The 20607-nt window shown below is 72.5% G+C and carries 15 protein-coding genes; 9 read left to right on the top strand and 6 right to left on the bottom strand.

Annotated elements, in window-relative coordinates; genetic code table 11:
* Positions 1-144: 144 nt before the first annotated feature.
* The 4 genes from ABFX55_RS01350 to ABFX55_RS01335 are packed head-to-tail and all read left to right on the top strand — an operon-like array spanning position 145 to position 4793.
* Positions 145-1155: a S8 family peptidase gene (locus ABFX55_RS01350; RefSeq protein ID WP_346116791.1), complete on the top strand. Its 1011-nt coding sequence runs from the start codon at positions 145-147 to the stop codon at positions 1153-1155.
* A gap of 58 nt (positions 1156-1213) precedes the next feature.
* Positions 1214-1768, top strand: a complete 555-nt coding sequence (locus ABFX55_RS01345) for an RNA polymerase sigma factor (RefSeq protein ID WP_312895521.1) — start codon at positions 1214-1216, stop codon at positions 1766-1768.
* Positions 1765-2211 carry a peptidase associated/transthyretin-like domain-containing protein gene (locus ABFX55_RS01340; RefSeq protein ID WP_183646893.1) on the top strand — a complete coding sequence of 149 codons (447 nt, stop codon included), beginning with the start codon at positions 1765-1767 and terminating at the stop codon, positions 2209-2211. The genes ABFX55_RS01345 and ABFX55_RS01340 overlap by 4 nt, the downstream gene beginning before the upstream one ends.
* Positions 2208-4793 carry a CHAT domain-containing protein gene (locus tag ABFX55_RS01335; protein WP_346116789.1) on the top strand — a complete coding sequence of 862 codons (2586 nt, stop codon included), beginning with the start codon at positions 2208-2210 and terminating at the stop codon, positions 4791-4793. Before ABFX55_RS01340 ends, ABFX55_RS01335 begins: the two co-directional genes overlap by 4 nt.
* Here ABFX55_RS01335 and ABFX55_RS01330 read toward each other — a convergent pair.
* The 4 genes from ABFX55_RS01330 to ABFX55_RS01315 form a co-directional block, all read right to left on the bottom strand.
* Entirely contained in the window at positions 4759-5571 is an 813-nt protein-coding gene (locus ABFX55_RS01330) for a sulfurtransferase (RefSeq protein WP_346116787.1), read from the bottom strand. The two genes, ABFX55_RS01335 and ABFX55_RS01330, sit on opposite strands and share 35 nt — an antisense overlap.
* Complete coding sequence (locus ABFX55_RS01325) at positions 5568-6734, bottom strand: alkaline phosphatase family protein (protein WP_346116785.1); 1167 nt, start codon at positions 6732-6734, stop codon at positions 5568-5570. The genes ABFX55_RS01330 and ABFX55_RS01325 overlap by 4 nt, the downstream gene beginning before the upstream one ends.
* 265 nt (positions 6735-6999) lie before the next feature.
* Positions 7000-7590, bottom strand: a complete 591-nt coding sequence (locus ABFX55_RS01320; RefSeq protein ID WP_183646900.1) for a DUF5998 family protein — start codon at positions 7588-7590, stop codon at positions 7000-7002.
* A gap of 853 nt (positions 7591-8443) precedes the next feature.
* On the bottom strand, positions 8444-11371 hold the full coding sequence (locus ABFX55_RS01315; RefSeq protein ID WP_346116783.1) for a bifunctional acetate--CoA ligase family protein/GNAT family N-acetyltransferase: 2928 nt from the start codon (positions 11369-11371) through the stop codon (positions 8444-8446).
* 158 nt (positions 11372-11529) lie between these two features.
* Here ABFX55_RS01315 and ABFX55_RS01310 point away from each other — a divergent pair, with 158 nt between their 5' ends.
* A complete protein-coding gene (locus tag ABFX55_RS01310; protein ID WP_346116781.1) occupies positions 11530-12423 on the top strand; it encodes a carbohydrate kinase family protein in 894 nt (297 codons plus the stop codon).
* A gap of 54 nt (positions 12424-12477) precedes the next feature.
* Positions 12478-12861 carry a protein kinase family protein gene (locus ABFX55_RS01305; protein WP_346116779.1) on the top strand — a complete coding sequence of 128 codons (384 nt, stop codon included), beginning with the start codon at positions 12478-12480 and terminating at the stop codon, positions 12859-12861.
* Positions 12862-12949: 88 nt separating this feature from the next.
* Here the strand turns inward: ABFX55_RS01305 and ABFX55_RS01300 are convergent, their stop codons facing one another.
* Together ABFX55_RS01300 and ABFX55_RS01295 are read right to left on the bottom strand one after the other, a co-directional pair.
* The gene (locus ABFX55_RS01300) at positions 12950-15049 is read right to left on the bottom strand and encodes a RecQ family ATP-dependent DNA helicase (RefSeq protein WP_346116778.1); all 2100 of its coding nucleotides are present in this window, start codon (positions 15047-15049) and stop codon (positions 12950-12952) included.
* Positions 15050-15107: 58 nt separating this feature from the next.
* The gene (locus ABFX55_RS01295) at positions 15108-15932 is read right to left on the bottom strand and encodes a TauD/TfdA dioxygenase family protein (RefSeq protein ID WP_346116776.1); all 825 of its coding nucleotides are present in this window, start codon (positions 15930-15932) and stop codon (positions 15108-15110) included.
* 117 nt (positions 15933-16049) lie between these two features.
* Between ABFX55_RS01295 and ABFX55_RS01290 the strand changes: the two genes are divergently transcribed.
* The 3 genes from ABFX55_RS01290 (at position 16050) to ABFX55_RS01280 (ending at position 20577) form a co-directional block, all read left to right on the top strand.
* Entirely contained in the window at positions 16050-17387 is a 1338-nt protein-coding gene (locus ABFX55_RS01290; protein WP_346116775.1) for an alpha/beta fold hydrolase, read from the top strand.
* Positions 17388-17397: 10 nt separating this feature from the next.
* Positions 17398-17967 carry a GNAT family N-acetyltransferase gene (locus tag ABFX55_RS01285; RefSeq protein ID WP_346116773.1) on the top strand — a complete coding sequence of 190 codons (570 nt, stop codon included), beginning with the start codon at positions 17398-17400 and terminating at the stop codon, positions 17965-17967.
* 78 nt (positions 17968-18045) lie between these two features.
* Positions 18046-20577 carry a DNA gyrase/topoisomerase IV subunit A gene (locus ABFX55_RS01280; RefSeq protein ID WP_379479147.1) on the top strand — a complete coding sequence of 844 codons (2532 nt, stop codon included), beginning with the start codon at positions 18046-18048 and terminating at the stop codon, positions 20575-20577.
* The last annotated feature ends 30 nt before the right edge of the window (positions 20578-20607 follow it).

Genomic DNA, 20607 nt, shown 5'->3' with positions numbered 1-20607 from the left:
TCCCCAACGGCCTCGTCCTGGGATGATCACAAGTGACTAGGGAGAGACTACCGTCGGTCGCCGCCCGGTGCTAGTGGGGGGCTATACCAAGATGTTGCGGCTGGGGCATGTGACGTCTGCCCGGTGCAGGAAAGATACGGGTCCATGGACATCCAAGCTGTCGGCGCGGCGCTCATCCGCCCCGGCCAACTTCTCACCGACCGCGGGGCGCTGTCGGCGGCCGCGCGATGGACTCAGGCGGTGTCCGAGGCCGACGGGGTGTTCCGCATCAGGCTCACGCCCGGTGTGGACCCGTGCGAGATCGCCATGAGGCTGCGCGAGGAGGGCCACAGGGCGGGACCCAACCACGTGATGACGGGTCAGCCGCTGTGGTTCGGCGGCCCGGCCTCCAGGCCGTTCCCCGCGGCCCCTCTGGCGGCGCCCTCCGGCCGCGACGGCCCGCAGGTGCGGGTGGCGGTGGTCGACACCGGCATCGCGGCGCATCCGTGGTGGGCCAAGAGCGACTGGTACGGCAGGCTGGGGCCCGAGGCGGCCGACCGTCCCGACGGCGACGGCGACGGCGCGCTCGAAGCGCAGGCGGGCCATGGCACCTTCATCGCAGGTCTGATCCAGCGGCGCGCGCCCTCCGCCGCCTTCCAGGTCGCCAGGGTGCTGGGCGCCGACGGCGTCGGCGACGAGGCGGGCCTGCTGCGCGCGTTGCACCGGCTGCGCGCCGACCCGCCTCAGGTGCTCAACCTCTCCCTGGGCTGCCACACCTTCGACGACCAGCCGTCCAGGCTGGTGGCCGACGCGGTGGGCTCGCTGGAGAGCACGGTGACGGTGGCGTGCGCGGGCAACACCGCCTCCGACCGTCCGTTCTGGCCCGCCGCGCTGCCCTCCGTGGTCGGGGTGGGCGCGCTCGACGCGGCGCAGGAGCACAGGGCGCCCTTCTCCGCCCATGGGCCATGGGTGGACGCCTGGGCCAGGGGCGAGTGGCTCACCAGCACCTTCCTGGAGTTCGGCGAGTTCGAGGGGTTCGCCAGCTGGAGCGGCACCTCTTTTGCCGCCGCGCTGGTCTCCGGAGCCTTCGCCGCCTCGCCCACCGTGCGCGATGTCGCCGATCTGCCTGATTCACAGGAGATTCCGGGTCTGGGAGTTGTCGTTCACTCAACCTGAAAGCCCTTGGTCGCGATAAGGTTTACTCTCAGTCCTCGTCTCATTACGAGGAGGCAACGTGAGCGACCATCGTCTCCCTGAGGAGCTGCTGAAGGCGGCTGCCGACGGCGACCACTCCGCATGGACCGGCCTGGTCGGCCGGTTCGGGCAGCGGATGTGGTCGGTCGCTCACGCGTGCGGGCTGAACGAGGCCGACACCGCGGACGCCGTCCAGGGTGCGTGGTTGCGGCTTCTGGAGAATCTGCACTCGATCAGGGACCCAGCGAGCGTGGGCGCCTGGCTCGCCACAGCGGCCAGGCGTGAGGCTCTGCTGATTTCCCGGAGAGGCGCGGGGCTGCGCCCGCACCTCTGCCTTCCTGAAGGCGGTCCCTTCGATCCCGACCCGGCCTCGCTCATTCTCGAGGCCGACGAGGGACGTCTGCTCTGGCAGGCGGTGTCCGCACTGCACGAACCATGCCGAACCCTGCTCCGCCTGGTGGCGACGGTTCCCGAAGCGGGAACGCACCAACTGGCGGTTCGGCTGGGCGTGCCGACCGGCAGCGTCGGGCCTACTCGACTTCGCTGTCTGAACAAGCTGCGCACCCTGATCTCTCAAGAGGAAACGGTGCCATGATCGACGACGAGTACCTTCTGGCCGCGCTCCGCATCGCCGCGGGACACGACCCCGTTCCCGCCCACGTCTCGGCCGCCGCACGCGACACCTTCGCGCTGCGTCTCGCCCAGGCCGACACCGCCGCCCCGGCGGAGAGCGTCGCCACCCGCGACACTCGCGACGCGGACGGGCCACGCCTGGTCAGGTTCGCCACCCAGGACTTCTCCTTCGATCTGGAGGTGACCATCGGCGACGGCCTGATCGACCTGGCGGGGCGGGTGACACCGCATCCCGGCGACGGGGCCACGATAGACATCCGCACGCCGCATCTCACGGTGTCGCGCGACCTGCCGTCCACCGGCCAGTTCGCCGCCACCGGCCTGCCGCCCGGCTGGTTCAGCGTGGTGTGCCACCGGCCTGGGTTCACGCCCGTCGCCACCCGATGGGTGCGGATCCGTCCGTGACAGAAGGGCTGGTCGCGAGGGCGGAGGAGGCGATCCTCCAGTCCGGGATGGATCCCGCGCGGGCGCTGGACAGCGCCCGCGCGGTCTTCGCCGCCGCGCAGGAGGCCGGGGCCGTCGAAGCGGCCGTGATCGCCCTGCGCGCCATGGCGCTGGCCTGCAGGGAGCTGGGCGATCTCGAGACCGCGGAGAGTCATCTGCGCCGCGCGATCGCCACGAGCGGCGCCCCGGCCGAGCGGCTGGCCCAGGCGCGGTTGTCGCTGGTGAGCGTGCGCACCCAGCGCGGCCACCCGCTGCAGGCGTTGCGCGTGGCCGCCATGGCGTGGGCCTACCTGTCGCCGCTCGACCGCGCCAAGCTCGACACCCAGCGGGCCGTCGCGCTGGCGCACCTCGGCCGCCACCAGGAGGCCGTCGCCTCGTGCGACAGGGCGCTCGCGGTCCTGGCCGAAGCGCCGGGCACCATCGACGACCAGCGCTTTCGCGCGGGCGGGCTGCTCAACAGGGGGCTGGTGCACGCCTACCAGGGCCGCTGGCCGCAGGCCACCCGCGACATCGCCTCCTGTCTCGAGCTGTCGCAACGCGCGGGCCTGGCGCACCTGGCCAGGCTGGCCGCGGCCAACCTGCCCTTTCTCGCCGTACGGCAGGGCGACATCCCCGCGGCCTTCGCCCACTACCGGTCGTGCGAGGACACCCTGTTCGGCTACCCCGAGCGCCTGGCCACGATGCGGGCCGACTTCGCGGGCGCGCTGCTGGCCGCCCACCTGCCGGGCGAGGCGAGGGCGATGCTCAGCCTGGCCGTACCTGAGCTGGAGGCCGCAGGCGCGCAGGTGGCGCTGGCCGAGGCGAGGCTGCGCCTGGCGCAGGTCGAGCTGGTCACCGGCGACGCCCGCCAGGCGCTCGCCGTGGCCCGCAGGGCCGAGGCGGAGCTGACCGCCCAGGGCTGCGACTCCTGGCGGCTGGCGGCCGAGGTGGTCCTGCGCGCCAGGCTCGCGCTGGAGCCGCCCTCCCGTGAGCTGCTCGAGCGGCTGCTGGCGTGCGCGCACGACCTCGCGTCCTCCTCCTTCACCGCCGAGGCCGCCGCCGTACGGCTGGCGGCCGCCGAGCTGGCGCTCACGCTGGGCGACACCGAGACGGCCACGGCACAGCTGTCACTGCTCGACCCCGAGGCGGCGGCGCGGCGTCCCGCGCGCGAGGCGCGCCATCTGGCCCCGCTGCTCGACGCGCCCGCGCTGAGCCTGCGCCACCTCATCCCGCTGGCCTCGGCGCAGCAGGCCGCCTACCTCGGCGGCGAGCCCGACCCCTGCGACGGCGTGCCGTCCCCCGTGCGATGGCACGCGGCGGCGCTGCTGGCCGGGCTGCGCGGCGACAGCGCCGCGGCGTTCGCCGCGGTGCATCGGGGGTTGCGCGAGGTCGGCTCCGACGCGGGGCGCTTCGACGATCCCTCGCTCAGGGCGCACATGGCTCGCGCGGGGCATCGGCTGGCCTCCTTCGGCCTGGGGCTGGCGATCGACACGCGCGAGCCCGAGTCGGTGTTCGCCTGGGCCGAGCGGTGGCGGGCGGTGGCGGGCGGGCGTCCCGACGCGCCCGGCATGACCGCGGTCAGGTCGGCGCTGGCGGGGGCGGCCCTGGTGGAGTTCGTCTGCCACGACGACGCGCTGCTGGTCCTGGTGATCACCGCTACGGGCATCACCCTGCGCAGGGTCGCCGACACGGCGACCGTGTCCGAGGCCGTCGTCAGGCTCAGGTACGGCCTGCGCCGCGCCAGCCTGGGCGACGCCGCCCCCGGAGGCCGGCACGGCGGCCCCGACCCCGTGCTCGCCGAGGCCACGATCCTCCAGCGGCTGCTGCTGGACCAGGTGGCCGAGGAGATCGACGGCCGCGCCCTGGTGATCGTCCCCGCCGGCCCCCTGCACACGCTGCCCTGGTCGGTGCTCCCCTGCCTGCACGCCAGGCCGGTGAGCGTCGTGCCCAGCGCCGCGGCGTGGCTGGCGGCCCGTGAGCGGGCTCGCCGCGCGCAACCGCTGGTGATCGCCGCCGCGGGCCCCGGGCTGCGGCATGCGGCCACCGAGGTCGAGCGGGTGCTGGCCGCGCACCGGCGCACCGAGCTGGTGCGCGGACGCCTCGCCGACGTCGCCGACGCGCTCGGCAGGGCCGACGTGCTGCACCTGGCCGCGCACGGCACCTTCCACTCCCGCAGCCCGCTGCTGTCGAGCATCGAGCTGGAGGACGGGCCGCTGATGGCCTACGACCTGCTCACCCACGACTGCCCGCCACGCCTGGTCGTGCTGTCGGCGTGCGACTCGGGAATGGCCAGGGTGCCCGCGGAGGGCGCGCCGCTCGGGCTGGCGGGAACGTTCCTGGCCAGGGGCGCCGCCTGCGTGGTGGCGGGGCTCATCCCGGTGCCCGACGACGAGGCGCTGGCGCTGATGACGCTCTTCCACAACCTCATCGCCGCAGGCGAGCCGCCCGCCGCCGCGCTGGCCACGGCCTCCAGCAAGACGAGGGTGCCCGGCTTCGCCTGTTTCGGCGCGGGCGAGCACCCCGTGGTCGTCAGCCGGTCGCGACGGGACGCGAGGGGTCGGTGATCCAGTGCGACCACGAGCCCACGTACAGCGCCGCGTGGACCCCCGCCACCTCCAGCGCCAGCACCTCGTGCGCGGCCGTCACGCCTGACCCGCAGTAGGCGCCCACCCGGACGTCCTCGACCGCGCCGAGCGCGGCGAAGCGGGAGCGCAGCGCGGCCGGATCGAGGAAGCGGCCGTCGGGGCCGACGTTCTCCGTGGTGGGGGCGCTGACGGCGCCCGGCACGTGCCCGGCCACCGGATCGATGGGCTCGACCTCGCCCCTGTACCGCTCACCCGCGCGGGCGTCCAGCAGCACGCCGGTGCTCGCCAGCGCGCCCGCCTCCTGCGCCGACAGCACCGGCATGCCGCCCGGCCTGGCGGTGAAGTCGCCCGTGACCTCCGGGACGTCCTTCGTGACCGGCAGGCCCGCCTCCTGCCACGCGCGGAAGCCGCCGTCGAGGACCCGCACGTCCTCGTGGCCGAAGTAGCGCAGCGCCCACCAGGCCCTCGCCGCGGCGGTGGCGTCGGCGTCGTCGTAGACGACGACGGGGCGCGAGCCGTCCACGCCGAGCCTGCGCATGGAGGCGGTGAACGCCTCCGCCGACGGCAGCGGGTGACGGCCGCCCTCGCCCGCGGGCGAGGCCAGGTCGGCGTTGAGGTCGCAGAAGGCGGCGCCCGGAATGTGGCCCTCGGCGTAGGCCTCACGCTGCGGCGGGCCGCCCAGACGCCAGCGCACGTCGAGCAGGGCGGCCCCTTCGAGCGCGGCGAGCTCGGATGGACCGATCAGAGGGCTGGTCATCGGGTGGACACCTCCAGAAGTGGGACAAGCTGCTCGGCGGCCGTCATCGAACCGTGGTAGCCGACGAAGGCCGCCTCGATCGGGTGGGTCGCAGAGGCGAGGATGACACAGTCGGTGTACGGCACGGCGACGAGGTCGCCGATCCTGCCCATCCATTCCCTGCGCACGTCGGGGCCGAACCACCCCGAATCCACCGCCTCCTGTCTGGACACCACCCACGCCTTGCCTGCCAGCACCTCACGCCATGCCTCGAGGACGGCGGGCGCGGCGCCCTTCTCGGTGTAGACGTGCCTGGCCCTGGCCTCTCCTCCGAACATCGCCACGCCCTCGCTCAGGGCGGGCGTGGCCTGCGCGTCGATCTTCTCCTCGGCGTTGACCATGCCGTGGTCGGCCGTGACGTACAGCGCCGAGCCAGGGGGGAGCGTCTCGGCCAGCCGCGCGGCCATGTCGTCGACCAGCTCGAGCTGGTCGAGCCACTGAGCGCTGCCCCAGCCCACGAGGTGCCCTGTCGCGTCGAGGTCGCCGTGGTAGACGGTCACGTGGGCGCGCGGCCCTGCCAGCATCGCCTTCACCCCCGCCACGCGCTCCTCCACGGTGTCGGCGGGCACGTAGCGCACGCCCCTGTAGACCGCCTCGGTCAGGCCCGTGCCCTCGAAGGCGGCGGGCCCGACGTAGCTGGGCGTGATGCCCGCCCTGGCCGCGCGCTGGTAGACGGTCTCGGCGGGCTGCCACTCGGAGGGGTCCATCGGCGGCATGCCCTTGGGCAGCGTCCAGCGCAGGCAGTTGAACAGGTGCCGCTCCCCCGGCACGGCCAGCGTCATGCCCAGCATGCCGTGCTCACCGGGAGGCAGGCCGGTGCCGAGCGAGCACAGGCTGGTCACGGTGGTCGAGGGGAAGCCCGCGGTGAGCCGCCTCGCGGTGGCCGAGGACAGGAAGGGGGCGCGGTCGGCGTGGGCCCGCAGGAGCTCGGCGCCCAGCCCGTCGACCAGGAAGAGGCAGACCCGGTCGGCGGGTTCGAGATCCAGGAGGTTGTCCGAACCCGCGGACTGAGCGCCCTGGTCACGGCTCGGGACGCCGAGGGCGGCGAGGAGTGAGCTCGGCAGGTCGGCCAGGGAGTTGGCGCCGTAGGCGGGGACCATGGGCTGGGGGGGCTTGCCGTCCATCACGCTCCTGGGGTGTCGAACTCGGATGGGTGAGCGCTCGTGCGGGCCTCCGCTCGAGCCCGGCCGCGCCGGCCTCCGCCTCGGCCGGCGCGCAGGCGGGCGGCACGATCGCCCCCAGGGGCTTCGGCCCGCGCGCGCAGGGCGGGTGGCGCTTCGACCCGCGCGCGAAGGACAGCCCTGGTGGGCGCCGGCGCTGCGGCCCGCGCGCGATGGGGGCGGGGCGGTGGCGTGGGGCGCTGAGGCGGGGGCACGGGGTGGCGGGAGGTCAGGTGGCGGCGCGAGCGGTGGCCTCGGACAGGGCCTTGGCGAAGGCGAGCACGTGCCCCACCGCCTCGGGACCGTCGGCGGCCTCGCTGACCCGCAGCGACAGGTCGTCGGCGGTGATCGCGCCGGTGTAGCCGTGGTCGGCCTCGCAGTTCTCGTCGCCGCAGGTGGCGGGTTCGAGGTCGACGTGGGAGATGGCGCCCCACCCGATGGTGAGCGTCGCCTCGGTGGGCGGCACTCCGGGAACGTAGGAGGCGGGGTCGGGCACGACCCTGGTGACCGCGACCGACTGGACGCGGCTGAGCCGTACGGCCTCGGTGGTGGTGGAGGCGTGGGAGGCCGAGACGCCCTCGGCGGGCGGGTGCTCGTCGGTGTGGCAGACCAGCAGCCGTGAGCCCGTCAGGACCAGCACCGTGACGTGCCTGCGCACCTCCATGGCCGGGTCGAACGTGGCCTCGTGGTGCACCACGTAGGCGGTCACCGCCTCCTTGCCCAGCGCGGATTCGACCGCATCGGTGACGAGGTCGGGATAGTAGCCGCTGCGCTCGATCGCTTCACGCAGGCCCGCGGCTGAGACTCGGGTTTCCCTCATGGCATCCATCCTGCCAGCCCTCGGACACCGCTCACACTCACAGGCACATATCCGGACATTTCCCAATACGTTATGCATATCGCTTTACCGGATACTTTTATAGAGCGCTATGGCGAACAATTGCCTGACATAACATTTCGCCAACTCGTATCCCGTTTTGCGGCATACCCTGCCGAAACGGTGGGCACCCCCGGCCGCCCTGGCCCGAGCCCCGACCGCCTCAGCGCGGCTGTCGGCTCCCCTGCGGGCGCTCGGACGAGCCGACAGCCCCTCTCCCGGCCCTGACACGAGGCAGCGGACGTTTCTCCAAGGGCTCAACCGGGCCTCACCATCCGATGGCCCACACGAAGCGTCAGCCTCCCGTTTCCCTGGCCCCGGCGGGGGCAGGCTCCCGTTCCCCCGAGCCTCGCGCGGGGCGGTGATCTTGACGGTCGGCTCCAGTGGCCTGACACCGAAGGGCTGCCCCCTGCCCGAGAGCCTTACGGGCCGCGTCCTCGCCCGCTCGGCCCGCACCATCCCCGGCCCCCGGCTGGGCGTCGGACCTCCGTCCCCAGGGTCCAGGGCGGGCGATCCTCCGGTTCTCCCTGGCCCAGGCTCGGAGCGGCTCGGGGGCGGGCCTGCCATTCCCAGGTCCAGGCGGGGGCGATCCTCCCGTTCCCGGGCCGGGGCTGGAGCGAGTCTCCCCTCCCAAACCTGGACTGGGGACGAGTTCTCCCGCTCCTCGCGCCCGGACCGGGGGGCGGGCCTCTCGTTGCCCTGGCCAGGGGGCGGGCTTCGTCTCAGGGTCCGACCGAGGCAGCTGGGTCCTCCGTTTCCGGGGCCAGGGCGAGGTGACGCGTTGCCGTCTGGGGGCTCAGGCGAGGCGGCGGGGGCCTCCGTCGCGGCGAGGGCCCTCGGGGCTCCTCAGTACGGCGCGCGCGCCCAGCACGAACACCTCCGACTCCCCCACCAGGACGGGGTCGAGGTCGAGTCTGGCGACCTCCGGCAGGTCGTTGGCCAGACGGCCGACCCTCACCAGGAGCTCCTGCAGCGCGTCGACGGCGACGGGCGGGTAGCCGTACTCGCCGAAGAGCAGCGGCGCGGCCTCCACCGAGCGCACCAGGCCCGCGGCGTCCTCCGCGGTGAGAGGGGCGAGCCGGTAGCCGCGGTCGCGCAGGAGGCGGGCCGTCACATCGCCGAGGCCGAAGGAGACGACGGGGCCGAAGGCGGGATCCTCCAGGACGTTCACGACCGTGGGAACGGCCGGTTGGGGTGCCATCTTCTGGACGGCGAGGACCACGTCCGCGCCGAGCTGTCCTGCGAGGTCGGCGTGGGCCTGACGGACGGCCGCGGGGGAGGTCAGGCCCAGGCGTACGGTGCCGGCCCGCTTGGCGGCCTCGGGGTCGGCGGCCTTCAGCACCACCGGCCAGCCGAGGCGCTCGGCGGCGGCGACGGCGTCGTCGGGGGTTTGGACGATCTCGGCGGGCCAGACGGTGAGGCCGTAGCAGGCGAGCAACTCGGTGGCGTCGATCTCGACAGGACCGGCGTCGGCCTGCGGCGACTCCTCCGGTTGGACTTCGGCCGAGGTGCCTCGGGGTTCGACCGCTGAGCTCTCCTGACCCGTGGATCCCGGGACTTCGGCCGGGGTGCCTCGGGGCTCGACCGCTGAGGTCTCTTGGCCCGGCTTCCCTCGGACTTCGGCCAGGGTTTCTCGGGAGGACGAAGAGGGCGAAGGGGCTTCGGCCGGGGTTGCTTCGGGGGAAGGCGTGGCGGCCGCTGTGGTCGCCTGACCCGGGAGCTCCGAGACTTCGGCTGCGGTCCCTTCGGGGGGTTCGGTTGGGGGGTGGGTCAGGGCTTGGGCGACGAGGGTGCGGGCGGACTCGGTGTCGATGTGGTCGAGCTCGGGCGGCGCCCCCGTCGGCTGCTTGCGCCACAGCGCGTACCGCACGACGTCGGCCAGCGCCCGCACCGCCTCCTCGGGCGCCGCGTACGAGGGCACCGAGCCGCGTTCGGGCAGGGCGGCCGGGTCGGTTCGCAGTTCGGCGGGCATCCCGAGCTGTCCTTCGAACGTGGCGAGCACCGGCTTGCCCGCCTCACGTGAGACCCTCACCAGCTCGGCCGCCACCGAAGCGGAGTCGCCAGGGATCGGGGGCATGTAGATGACGACCGCCGAGTCCACGTCAGGGTCGGCGAGGACGCCCGCGAGAGCCGTACCGAACTCATGGGCCCCGGCCGCCGCGCCGAGGTTGACCGGCGGGCGGGGCTCGAGCCCCGCGCTGACGCACGCGTCGACGGCCAGCAGACCCAGGGCGTCGGAGTTGGTGATCAGGCCGACGCGCGGCCCCGCGGGCAGCGGCTGGCAGGCCAGCAGCTGGCCGACGTCGAACAGCTGGATGAGGTCGTCGACCCTGATGACGCCCGCCTGCTCGAACAGCGAGCTGAGCGCGCTGTCGGGCAGGCGCAGGGCGGAGGCGGAGTGGCCGATGGGCACGCCCTGGGTGGTGCCGCCGCTCTTCACCACGACGATCGGCTTGCGGCGCGAGATGCGCCTGGCCAGGCGGGCGAACTTGCGCGGGTTACCCAGCGACTCCAGGTAGAGCAGGATGACCTCGGTGGCCTCGTCCTCCTCCCAGTACTGCAGGAGGTCGTTGCCCGACACGTCGGCCCTGTTGCCCGCCGAGACGAAGCTGGAGATGCCGATGCCGCGCTGGGCGACGCGCTGCAGCAGCGCGGTGCCGAGGGCGCCCGACTGGCTGAAGAAGCCGACCCTGCCCCTGCCGGGGACGGTCGCCGCGAGCGTGGCGTTCAGCCGTACGGCCGGGTCGGTGTTGGCGATGCCGAGGCAGTTGGGGCCGACCACGCGCAGGCCGTACGCGCGGGCGATGCGGGCGAGCTCGTCCTGGCGCGCCCGCCCCTTGGGCCCCGTCTCGCCGAAGCCCGAGGAGACCACGACCAGGCCGCGCACGCCCTTCTCGGCGCACTCCTTGACCACGTCGATCACGCTGTCAGCCGGTACGGCGAGCACCGCGAGATCGACCTCGCCGTCGATGTCCTTGACGCTCGGGTAGGCCCGCACGCCCGCCACGGCCCGCACCTCGCGGTGGACGGGGTAGACGGGCCCGGTGAAGTCGGCGGCCAGCAGGTTGCGCAGCACGGTCTGGCCGACGCCGCCCGGCTCGCGTGAGGCGCCGATGACGGCGACGGAGCCGGGCGTGAGCAGCCTGGCGATGGAGCGGGCCTCGGCGCGGTGCTCGCGTGAGGCCGTCACCTCGTCCGAGGTCTCGGTCGGGGTGAGGTCGAGCGTCATGCGGACCACGCCGTCGGCGAAGCGGCTCTGGGCGGTGTAGCCGACCTGGCGCAGAACACCCATCATCTTCATGTTCGCGGGCAGCACGTCGGCGATGAAGGTCTCGATGCCGCGCTCGCGGGCGGTGGCGGCCAGGTGCTCCAGCATGACCGAGGCCACGCCCCTGCCCTGGTGGGCGTCCTCGACGAGGAAGGCGACCTCGGCCTCGCCCGGAGCCGTGCGGTCGTAGCGGACGACGGCCACCATCTCGGTGCCGATCGTGGCGATCAGGGCGACCCTGTCGACGTAGTCGACGTTGGTGAAGAAGGCCACTTCGCGGTCCGACAGCTTGGGCCTGGGCCCGAAGTAGCGGAAATAGATGGATTCGGCCGACAGTCGTGAGTAGAACGCCCTGAGCCGGTCGGCGTCGGCAGGCCTGATCGGCCGGACGTGCGCCGTGCCACCGTCGGCCAGGACGACGTCCGCCTCCCAGTGGGCGGGATAGTGAGCCTCCACAGTCCCGAGCGTAGACCCGTGCCTCACATGCGGCGCCCGTTGGGCAACGCTTGTGCATCGACTAGGACCGGGTGTCCGGTGTATGCCCCACGAGCAGGCCCGAAGCTGTTAAGTTTTTCGGCGTCAGGCGCGAAGGATTGCAGCAAGGCGGTGACATCATGACGCGGGTCGTGGTGGTGGGCGATCTCATGACCGATGCGGTCGCGCGCGCCCGCTACGCCCTCGCCAGGGCGAGTGACACCCCGGCGATCGTCACCATGCACGGTGGCGGGTCGGGGGCGAACATCGCCTCCTGGCTGGCGGTCGAGGGCGCCGAGGTCGCCTTCATCGGCCGCCGTGGCGCCGATATCACAGGGCGCAACCGCGACATGGAGCTCATGGGCTACGGCGTCGACGCCAGGCTCGTGATGGATCCCGAGCGGCCGACCGGCACCTGCGTGGTGCTCGTCACGCACAAGGGCGAGCGCACCATGCTCTCCGATCCTGGCGCCAACGCCGCTCTGTCGCCGGAGGACCTGCCGCGCGACCTGTTCAACTCTGGCGGTCACCTGCACCTGTCCGGCTACACGCTGATCAACGAGGGCTCCCGCGAGGCGGGCCTGGCGGCGCTGGAGATGGCGCGCAGGTCCGGCATGTCGATCTCGGTCGACTGCTCGTCCTCGGCGCCGCTCGAGCGCACCGGCGCCGAGCCGTTCCTCGAGTGGACCAACGGCGTCAAGCTGCTGTTCGCCAACTCCGACCAGGCCAAGGTGCTGACCGGCCGCGACGACCCGGAGGCCGCGGCCAAGGTGCTCACGGCCTGGTTCCCGCAGGTCGTCATCAAGATGAACGTCGACGGCGCGCTGTGGTACACCAACGGCCGCCCCGAGCCGGTCAGAGTGGCGGCCGAGCCCGTGGAGCGGGTGGTCGACGGCACCGGCGCGGGTGACGCGTTCTGCGCGGGCTTCCTTCCCGCGTGGCTGGCGGGCAAGCCGCCGACCGAGGCGCTGTCGGCCGGCTGCGGCCTCGCCTCCAAGGCGATCTCGCACCTCGGGGCTCGCCCGCGCCTCTGACGCACTTCATGGTTGATACTCCCCCATGTCGCAGCGAGGGAGTGGGTATCCGGCGTGCGTCCGCTAAGGCCAGGCGACCCTCTCGCGGTGGGCGCCTACCAGCTCTCCGGCTTTCTCGGCGAAGGCGGCCAGGGCAGCGTCCACCTCGGCACGGCTCCCTCGGGCGAGCGGGTCGCGATCAAGGTGCTGCACGCCAGGTTCGCCGACGACCCCTCCGCGGTGCGGCGCTTCGGGCATGAGGCCGAGGTGGCCAGGCGGGTGGCGGAGTTCTGCACGGCCAGGGTGCTGGAGGTCGGCGCCCTCGACGCCCGGCCGTACATCGTCAGTGAGCACGTCGATGGCCCTTCCCTGCAGCAGCGGGTGGCCGAGGCAGGCCCGCTGACGGGCGCCTCCCTGGCTGCCGCTGCTGTGGAGCAGGTCGGCGCTGATCCGCGGTAAGAACGCCACGAACATCCACGTCAGCCCGGTGTTCAACGGCTACGACGTGGTGACGATGGGAGCGGCGTCCTGACGCGCCGGCGACCCGTCAGGACGTCGTGGCCAGCGCCAGGGGAAGGACGGCGGGCGCGCCCGCGTGGCGGATCAGGGCCGCGCCGAGCGTCATCGTCCAGCCCGTGTCGACCCTGTCGTCGATCAGCAGGACCGGGCCGCCGCACTGGGCGATCGCCGCGCCCAGCTCCTTGGGCATCGCGAGCGTCCCCCTGATCGCCTGGACCCGCTTGGCGCTGTTGAACTGCTGGCCGGGCGAGCCCGCCCGGTAGCCGAGCTCGCCGAGATAGGTCAGCCGCCCCACGCTAGCCAGCCGTTCGGCGAAGCCGCGCACGAGCTGCGGCCTGGACGCCGAGGGCACGTTGACGACCGCGACGGGCCGCTCCTTCCAGTCCCATGCGGCCAGCACCTGGATGACGGCCTTGAACATGTCGTCGGGCATCTGCGTGTCGGGGCCGTTGAACAGCTCCCTCAGCCTGTTGCCCCAGCCGATGTCGGTGAGCCTGCCCAGCGCCCTGCCCGGCTCGGCGCCCAGCTCCGGCTTGATGCGCCCGGAGAGGTCCTGCAGCCCGGTGGGCCACTGCCTGCGGGCCTCGACCTCGACGCCGGGCCTGGACAGGGTCTGGCGAGCGCTCTCGACCGCCACCGCCGCGATCTCGGGCGAGCGGTGCTGACCGGTGCAGTTGTCGCAGCGCCCGCACGGGGTCGCGGCGTCGTCGTCGAGCCGCCTGCGGAGGTACTCCTCCCTGCACTCGGTGGTGGTGAGGTAGCCGAGCATGGCCTCCTGCTCGGCTCTGCGCTCCGCGGCGATGCGGGCGTAGCGCTCGGCGTCGTAGGCCCAGTCCTCGCCCGTGGCCGTCCAGCCGCCCTTGACCCTGCGGACGGCGCCGTCGACGTCGAGCACCTTGAGCATCATCTCCAGGCGGCTGCGGCTGAGGTCGACGACCGTCTCGAGCGCCTGGGTGGACATCACCCCGCCTGCCTCCAGCGCGCCGAGGGTGGCGCGCACCACCTGCTCAGGGGGGAAGGCGAGGGAGGTGAAGTAGGCCCAGATGTCGCGGTCCTCGGTGCCGGGCAGCAGGATGACCTCGGCCCTTTCGACGCCACGGCCTGCCCTGCCGACCTGCTGGTAGTAGGCGACGGGCGACTGCGGGGCGCCGACGTGGATGACGAACCCGAGGTCGGGCTTGTCGAAGCCCATGCCGAGGGCGCTGGTGGCGACCAGCGCCTTGATCTTGTTGTTGAGCAGGGCCTCCTCGGCCGCGAGCCGTTCGGCGGGCTCGGTCTGGCCGGAGTAGGCGGCCACCTCGTGGCCCTGCTCGCGCAGGTAGGAGGCGATCTCGTGGGCGGCGGCCACGGTGAGGGTGTAGACGATGCCCGAGCCCGGCAGCTCGTTGAGTGTCTGTGCCAGCCAGGCCAGGCGCTGCTCGGCGGTCGGCAGCCTGACCACCGACAGGTGGAGGCTGTCGCGCTCCAGCGGCCCGCGCAGCACCAGTGTGCCCTCGTCGTCGCCCATGGGCGAGCGCAGCTGCTCGGCCACGTCGCGGGTGACGCGGGCGTTGGCCGTGGCGGTGGTGGCCAGCACGGGGATGCCTGGCGGCAGCTCCTCGAACAGCGTGGCGAGCCTGCGGTAGTCGGGCCTGAAGTCGTGGCCCCAGTCGGAGATGCAGTGGGCCTCGTCGACCACGACCAGGCCCGCGCTCTCGGCGAGCTCGGGCAGGACGTTGTCGCGGAAGTCGGGGTTGTTGAGCCGCTCGGGGCTGACCAGGAGCACGTCGACCAGGCCCTCGGCCACGCGCCCGTAGACCTCCTCCCACTCCTCGGGGTTGGCGGAGTTGATGGTCACGGCGCGGATGCCGGCCCGCTCAGCGGCGGCGATCTGGTTGCGCATCAGCGCCAGCAGCGGGGAGACGATGACCGTGGGGCCCTCGCCGAGCTCCCTGAGCAGCGCGGTGGCGACGAAGTAGACGGCCGACTTGCCCCACCCCGTGCGCTGGACGACCAGGACCCTGCGCCGGTCGACCACCAGGGCCTCGATCGCCGTCCACTGGTCGTCGCGCAGCCGCGCGTGCTCCCCCGCCAGCGCACGGAGGTGGGTCTCGGCTTCTTCCCGCATCATCGCGACTGCTTCAGTCATGTGCTCCTTGTTACCAGGTCTCGCCGACGAATTCGCCCGCGAGCGCCCGAAGGAGGTGTCAGGAGGCGTCCGCGTGCTCGGGGAAGGCGTTGACGGTGACCCTGTGCATGCGGCGGCGTTCGGTGTAGTCGGCGACGGCGTAGTGCTGGGTGGAGCGGTTGTCCCAGAAGGCCAGCGTGCCCGGCCGCCAGTTCAGCCGCACCTGGTACTCGGGCGAGCGGATGTGGTCGATGAGCAGCGGCAGCAGCGCCTCGTTCTCCCTGTCGGACAGGCCGACCAGGCGGGTGGTGGAGGCGCGGTTGACGAACAGCGCCTTGCGGCCCGTCTCGGCGTGGGTGCGGACGACCGGGCGCACCAGCGGCGGCCACTTGGCCTGCACCTCGGCCAGGTCGAAGGGGTGGCCCTTGGAGATGGCCTTCTTCATGGAGGCCGTGATGTCGTGCACGGCCGTCAGCTCGTCGCACAGGCGCCGCAGCGGCGGCGAGAGCGTCTCGTAGGCGAGGTAGGTGTTGGCCCAGAGGGTGTCGCCGCCCACGCTGGGCAGTTGGACGCAGCGCAGCAGAGAGCCCATCGGCGGGGTCGGCTCGAAGGTGTTGTCACTGTGCCACTCGTCACCGCCCTCCCCCTTGGGGTCGGTCTGGTCGAGCACGTGGATGGGGCTGGCGCCGTCCTTCTTGAAGGCGGGGTGGTTGAGCGTGCCGAAGTTGAGCGCGAACTGCAGGTGCTGGTCGTCGTCGATGTGCTGGTCGCGGAAGAAGAGCACGAGGTGCGTGAGCCAGCCCTGCCTGAGGGTGGCGACCTCCTCGGACGACAGCGGTTTGCGCAGGTCGACGCCGGTCACCTCGGCGCCGATGTGCTTGGTCACCGGATGGAACTCGATCATGACGCCTCCAGGGGTCTCCTCTGCACGGAACGTACTTGCCAAGCAATTGCTTGGTCAAGTCGCGGATCAGACCGTGGTCTGATGCGCGCAGGTCGGGAGACCGGGAACCTGGGCGGCATGATCACACACCTCGCGCTGACGCTCGCGCTGCTGAACCCGGCGCCCTCCCCCTCACCCGCCCCCACGGAGAAGATGGAGATCTCGGAGGTGAGCGTGCCCGTCGACTGGGACAGACCCGAAGGGCGCGCGATCACCCTCAAGGTCGGACGGCTGCCCGCCACCGGCAAGGCCGAAGGTTCGGTGCTGATCGCCTACGGCGGCCCGGGCGCGCCCGGCATCCTGCTGACGGAGACCATGCCCCAGATGTGGGCCGAGCTGCGGAAACGGATGAACATCGTCACCTGGGACACCCGCGGCTACGGCAAGCAGGTCCAGGGCACCAGCACCGCCCTGCCGTGCACGTGGACGCGCGTGCCGATCCCCGCCTTCCCCGAGGACGACGCCGACTTCGCCAGGCTCTCCGACCTCAACCGCGGCCTGGCCGAGCCCTGCAGGAGCAGCGACCCCGAGCTGTTCGCCAACATGAGCTCGGCCGACCACGCCAGGGACATGGAGGCGATCAGGAAGGCCATCGGCGAGCCCGAGCTCACCTTCTACGGCGCCTCCTACGCCGGGTTCTACGGCCAGGCCTACGCCAGGCTCTTCCCCGGCAAGGTGCGCGCCATGGTGCTGGACGGCACCTGGAACCACAGCGCCGCCGACTGGAACAGGGAGCTGGAGCTGACCGCCCTGCAGAACGAGCAGGCCATGGGCCGCTACTTCGCCTCCTGCGAGCGCGAGGCCTGCCGTCCCGCCTTCTGGCAGAAGCTGGTCGCCAAGGCCGACCGCAGCCCGATCCCCGCGGGAGCGGGCCTGGCCTACGACGGCCGCGACCTGCAGGGGCTGGCCCAGTCCTTCGTCCGGCAGGGGCCGAAGGGATGGAGCGCGCTGGCCGAGGCGGTCACCAAGGCCGCCCGCGGCGACGCCTCCGGCTTCGTTCCCGCCCGCGGCCTGCGCTTCCCCGACGCGGCCAACGGCGTCACCGAGTGCACGGACTGGCCGCGCTTCGCCGGCAGGAAGGACATGGCGGCGACCGTCGCCCGCCTGAACAGGATCGCGCCGAACGTGGGGACGGCGGGCACGATGGCCACGGCGACGCTGAACTGCGTGGGCTGGCCCGCCGGGGTGACCAACCCGCCCGCGCCGCTGCCGAAGGGCCTGCCGCCGCTGGTCGGCGCGGGTGCGTGGGGCGAGTCCGACGCCGTGGCCAGAGTGCTGGCGCAGGTGCCTGGCAGCGGCCTGGTCAGGCACGAAGGGCCGGGGCACACCCTGTATCCCTCCAACGAGTGCGCCCGCGGGCACCTCAACCGCTACCTGACCGCCCTGGTGGTCCCCGCACCAGGGACGACGTGCTGAAATAGCGCGCGTGGATGTCATCACCTGGTACCTGGAGCAGCGCTCGCCCGACGCCCTGATCCCCGCGAGGGAGCCTCGGCTGCCCGTCGAGGTGGTCAGGGCCGAGGTCCCCTCGCCCGAGTTCGGCCGCTTCCTCTACACCGCGGTCGGCGGCGACTGGCAGTGGACCGACCGGCTCGCCTGGACCTACGACCAGTGGATGACCCACCTGACCAGGCCGGGCGTCGAGACGTGGGTCGCCTGGCACAGGGGAACCCCCGCAGGCTACGTGGAGCTGGACCCGCAGGAGGGGGCGCAGGTGGAGATCGCCTACTTCGGGCTGCTGCCGTACGCGATCGGCGGTGGCGTGGGCGGCCACCTGCTCTCGATCGGCACCGCCCGCGCCTGGGACCTGGTCACCCGCTGGCCCTCCCTGCCCGAGACCCGGCGGGTCTGGCTGCACACCTGCTCGCTCGACGGCCCCGCCGCCCTGGCCAACTACCGGGCGAGGGGCTTCGAGGTCTACGACGAGAAGCTCAACGAGCCCGGCGACGTGGACGAGGGGGCGACTCCGGGACCGTGGCCGGGCGCCAGGCCATGACCGCGAGCCGATCATGACGGGGCCGCAAGCCGTACAAAGGGTCGGCGGTGTCGCGGGCACCCGAGATTCTTCGGCACAATGTTCGACATGGCCCGACGGACGACCACACCCCCTCCTGACGAGGACTTCGAGGAGCGGATCGTCGACATCGACGTTTCCGCCGAGATGCGCACGAGTTTTCTGGAATACGCCTACTCGGTGATCTACCAGCGCGCGCTGCCCGACGCGCGCGACGGGCTCAAGCCCGTCCAGCGCCGCATCCTCTACTCCATGAGCGAGATGGGCCTGCGCCCAGACCGCGGGCACGTGAAGTCCTCGCGCGTCGTGGGCGATGTGATGGGCAAGCTGCACCCCCACGGCGACACCGCCATCTACGACGCTCTGGTGCGCTGCGCCCAGCCGTTCTCGATGCGCATCCCCCTGGTCGACGGCCACGGCAACTTCGGCTCGCCCGACGACCTGCCCGCGGCGATGCGGTACACCGAGGCGAGGCTCGCGCCCGCGGCGATGCTCATGGTGCAGTCGATCGACGAGGACACCGTCGACTTCAAGCCCAACTACGACGGCCAGGAGACCGAGCCCACAGTCCTGCCGTCGGCCTTTCCCAACCTGCTGGTCAACGGCACGACCGGCATCGCGGTCGGCATGGCGACCAACATGGCGCCGCACAACCTCGTCGAGGTCATCGCGGCGGCCCGCCACCTGATCAAGAAGCCCGACGCCACGCTCGACGAGCTGATGAAGTACGTGCCCGGCCCCGACCTGCCGACCGGCGGTTCGATCATCGGGCTGCAGGGCATCCGCGACGCCTACGAGAGCGGGCGCGGCACCTTCAGGATGCGCGCCAAGTGCGCGGTCGAGCAGATCACGCCGCGCCGCAGGGGCATCGTCGTCACCGAGCTGCCCTTCAACGTCGGCCCCGAGCGCGTGATCGCCAAGATCAAGGAGCTGGTCAACGCCAAGAAGCTCCTGGGCATCGCCGACCTGAAGGACCTCACCGACCGGCACAAGGGCCTGCGCCTGGTCATCGAGATCAAGAACGGCTTCATCCCCGAGGCCGTGCTGGAGGAGCTCTACCGGCTCACGCCGATGGAGGAGACCTTCGGCATCAACAACGTCGCGCTGGTCGACGGCGAGCCCCGCACGCTCGGCCTGCGCGAGCTGCTGTCGGTCTACGTCGACCACCGCATCGAGGTCGTGCGGCGCAGGTCCGAGTACCGAAGGCGCAAGCGCGAGGAGCGCCTGCACCTTGTCGACGGCCTCATCGTCGCGCTGCTCAACATCGACGAGGTCATCCAGGTCATCCGCTCCAGCGACGACTCCGCGCAGGCGCGCACCCGCCTGATGGAGGTCTTCGAGCTGTCGGAGATCCAGGCCGCCTACATCCTCGACACGCCGCTTCGCCGTCTGACCCGCTTCGACAAGCTCGAGCTCGACCGCGAGAAGGAGACCCTCTCCAGGGAGATCGCCGAGCTGACCGAGATCCTCTCCTCCGACACCCGCCTGCGTCAGGTGGTCTCGGGCGAGCTGGCCGACGTCGCCAAGCAGTACGGCACGCCGCGCCGTACGGTGCTGCTGGAGGCCTCGGGCGTCACGCGCAGCGCCGCGGTGACGCTCGAGGTGCCCGACGACCCCTGCCTGGTGCTGCTGTCGTCCACGGGGCTGCTGGCCCGCACGACCGACGACTCGCCGCTGGCCGGAGGGGCCGAGCGCGCCGCGCACGACGTGCTGATATCGGCGGTGCGCAGCTCGGTCAGGGGCGATGTGGGCGTGGTGACCTCGCAGGGCCGCATGATCCGCGTCAACGTGGTCGACCTTCCGACGCTGCCGCCCTCTGCCAACCCGCCGTCGCTGTCGGGCGGCCATCCGATCGCCGAGTACGTCTCGCTGGAGCCTGGCGAGGTCGTGGTGGGCCTGGGCTCGTGCGACCCCTCGGGCCCAGGTCTGGCGCTCGGCACCGCCCAGGGCGTGGTGAAGCGGGTGGTGCCCGACTACCCGGCCAACAGGGACGACTTCGAGGTCATCGGGCTGAAGGAGGGCGACACCGTGGTGGGAGCGGTCGAGCTGGAGTCCGAGGAGCACGACCTGGTCTTCATCACCGCCGACGCGCAGTTGCTGCGCTTCCCCGCCTCCGCGGTACGCCCGCAGGGACGGCCCGCCGGCGGCATGGCGGGCATCAGGCTCGACGACGGCGGGCGTGTCATCTGGTTCGGCGCGGTGGACCCCTCGCGTCCCTCGCAGGTCGTGACCATCGCCGGCTCGTCCACCGCGCTGCCGGGCACCCAGGTGGGCGGCGGCAAGGTCTCCGACTACGCCGAGTTCCCCCCCAAGGGCAGGGCCACCGGCGGGGTGCGCGCGCAGCGCTTCCTCAAGGGCGAGGACGTGCTGCTGCTGGCGTGGGCGGGGCCAGGGCCTGCCAAGGCGGTCTCCGCGGTCGGCAAGCCGGTGCCGCTGCCCGACGAGGTCAGCAGGCGTGACGGGTCGGGGCTGCGTCTGACGCACACGATCGCCGCGGTGGGCGGGTCGCTGCGGGCCGGCTCCGAGGAGGCGCCCGCCGAGGGATCGCCCGCCGAGGGGTCACCCGCCGCTGAGGCGCCCCAGCCCTCCTGACGCGCCGGGGCCCCGCGTGCTCGCGGGGCC

The sequence above is a fragment of the Nonomuraea roseola genome (assembly GCF_039535395.1).
Classification (GTDB): Bacteria; Actinomycetota; Actinomycetes; order Streptosporangiales; family Streptosporangiaceae; genus Nonomuraea; species Nonomuraea roseola.
This window is presented reverse-complemented; position numbering and strand designations above follow the sequence as displayed.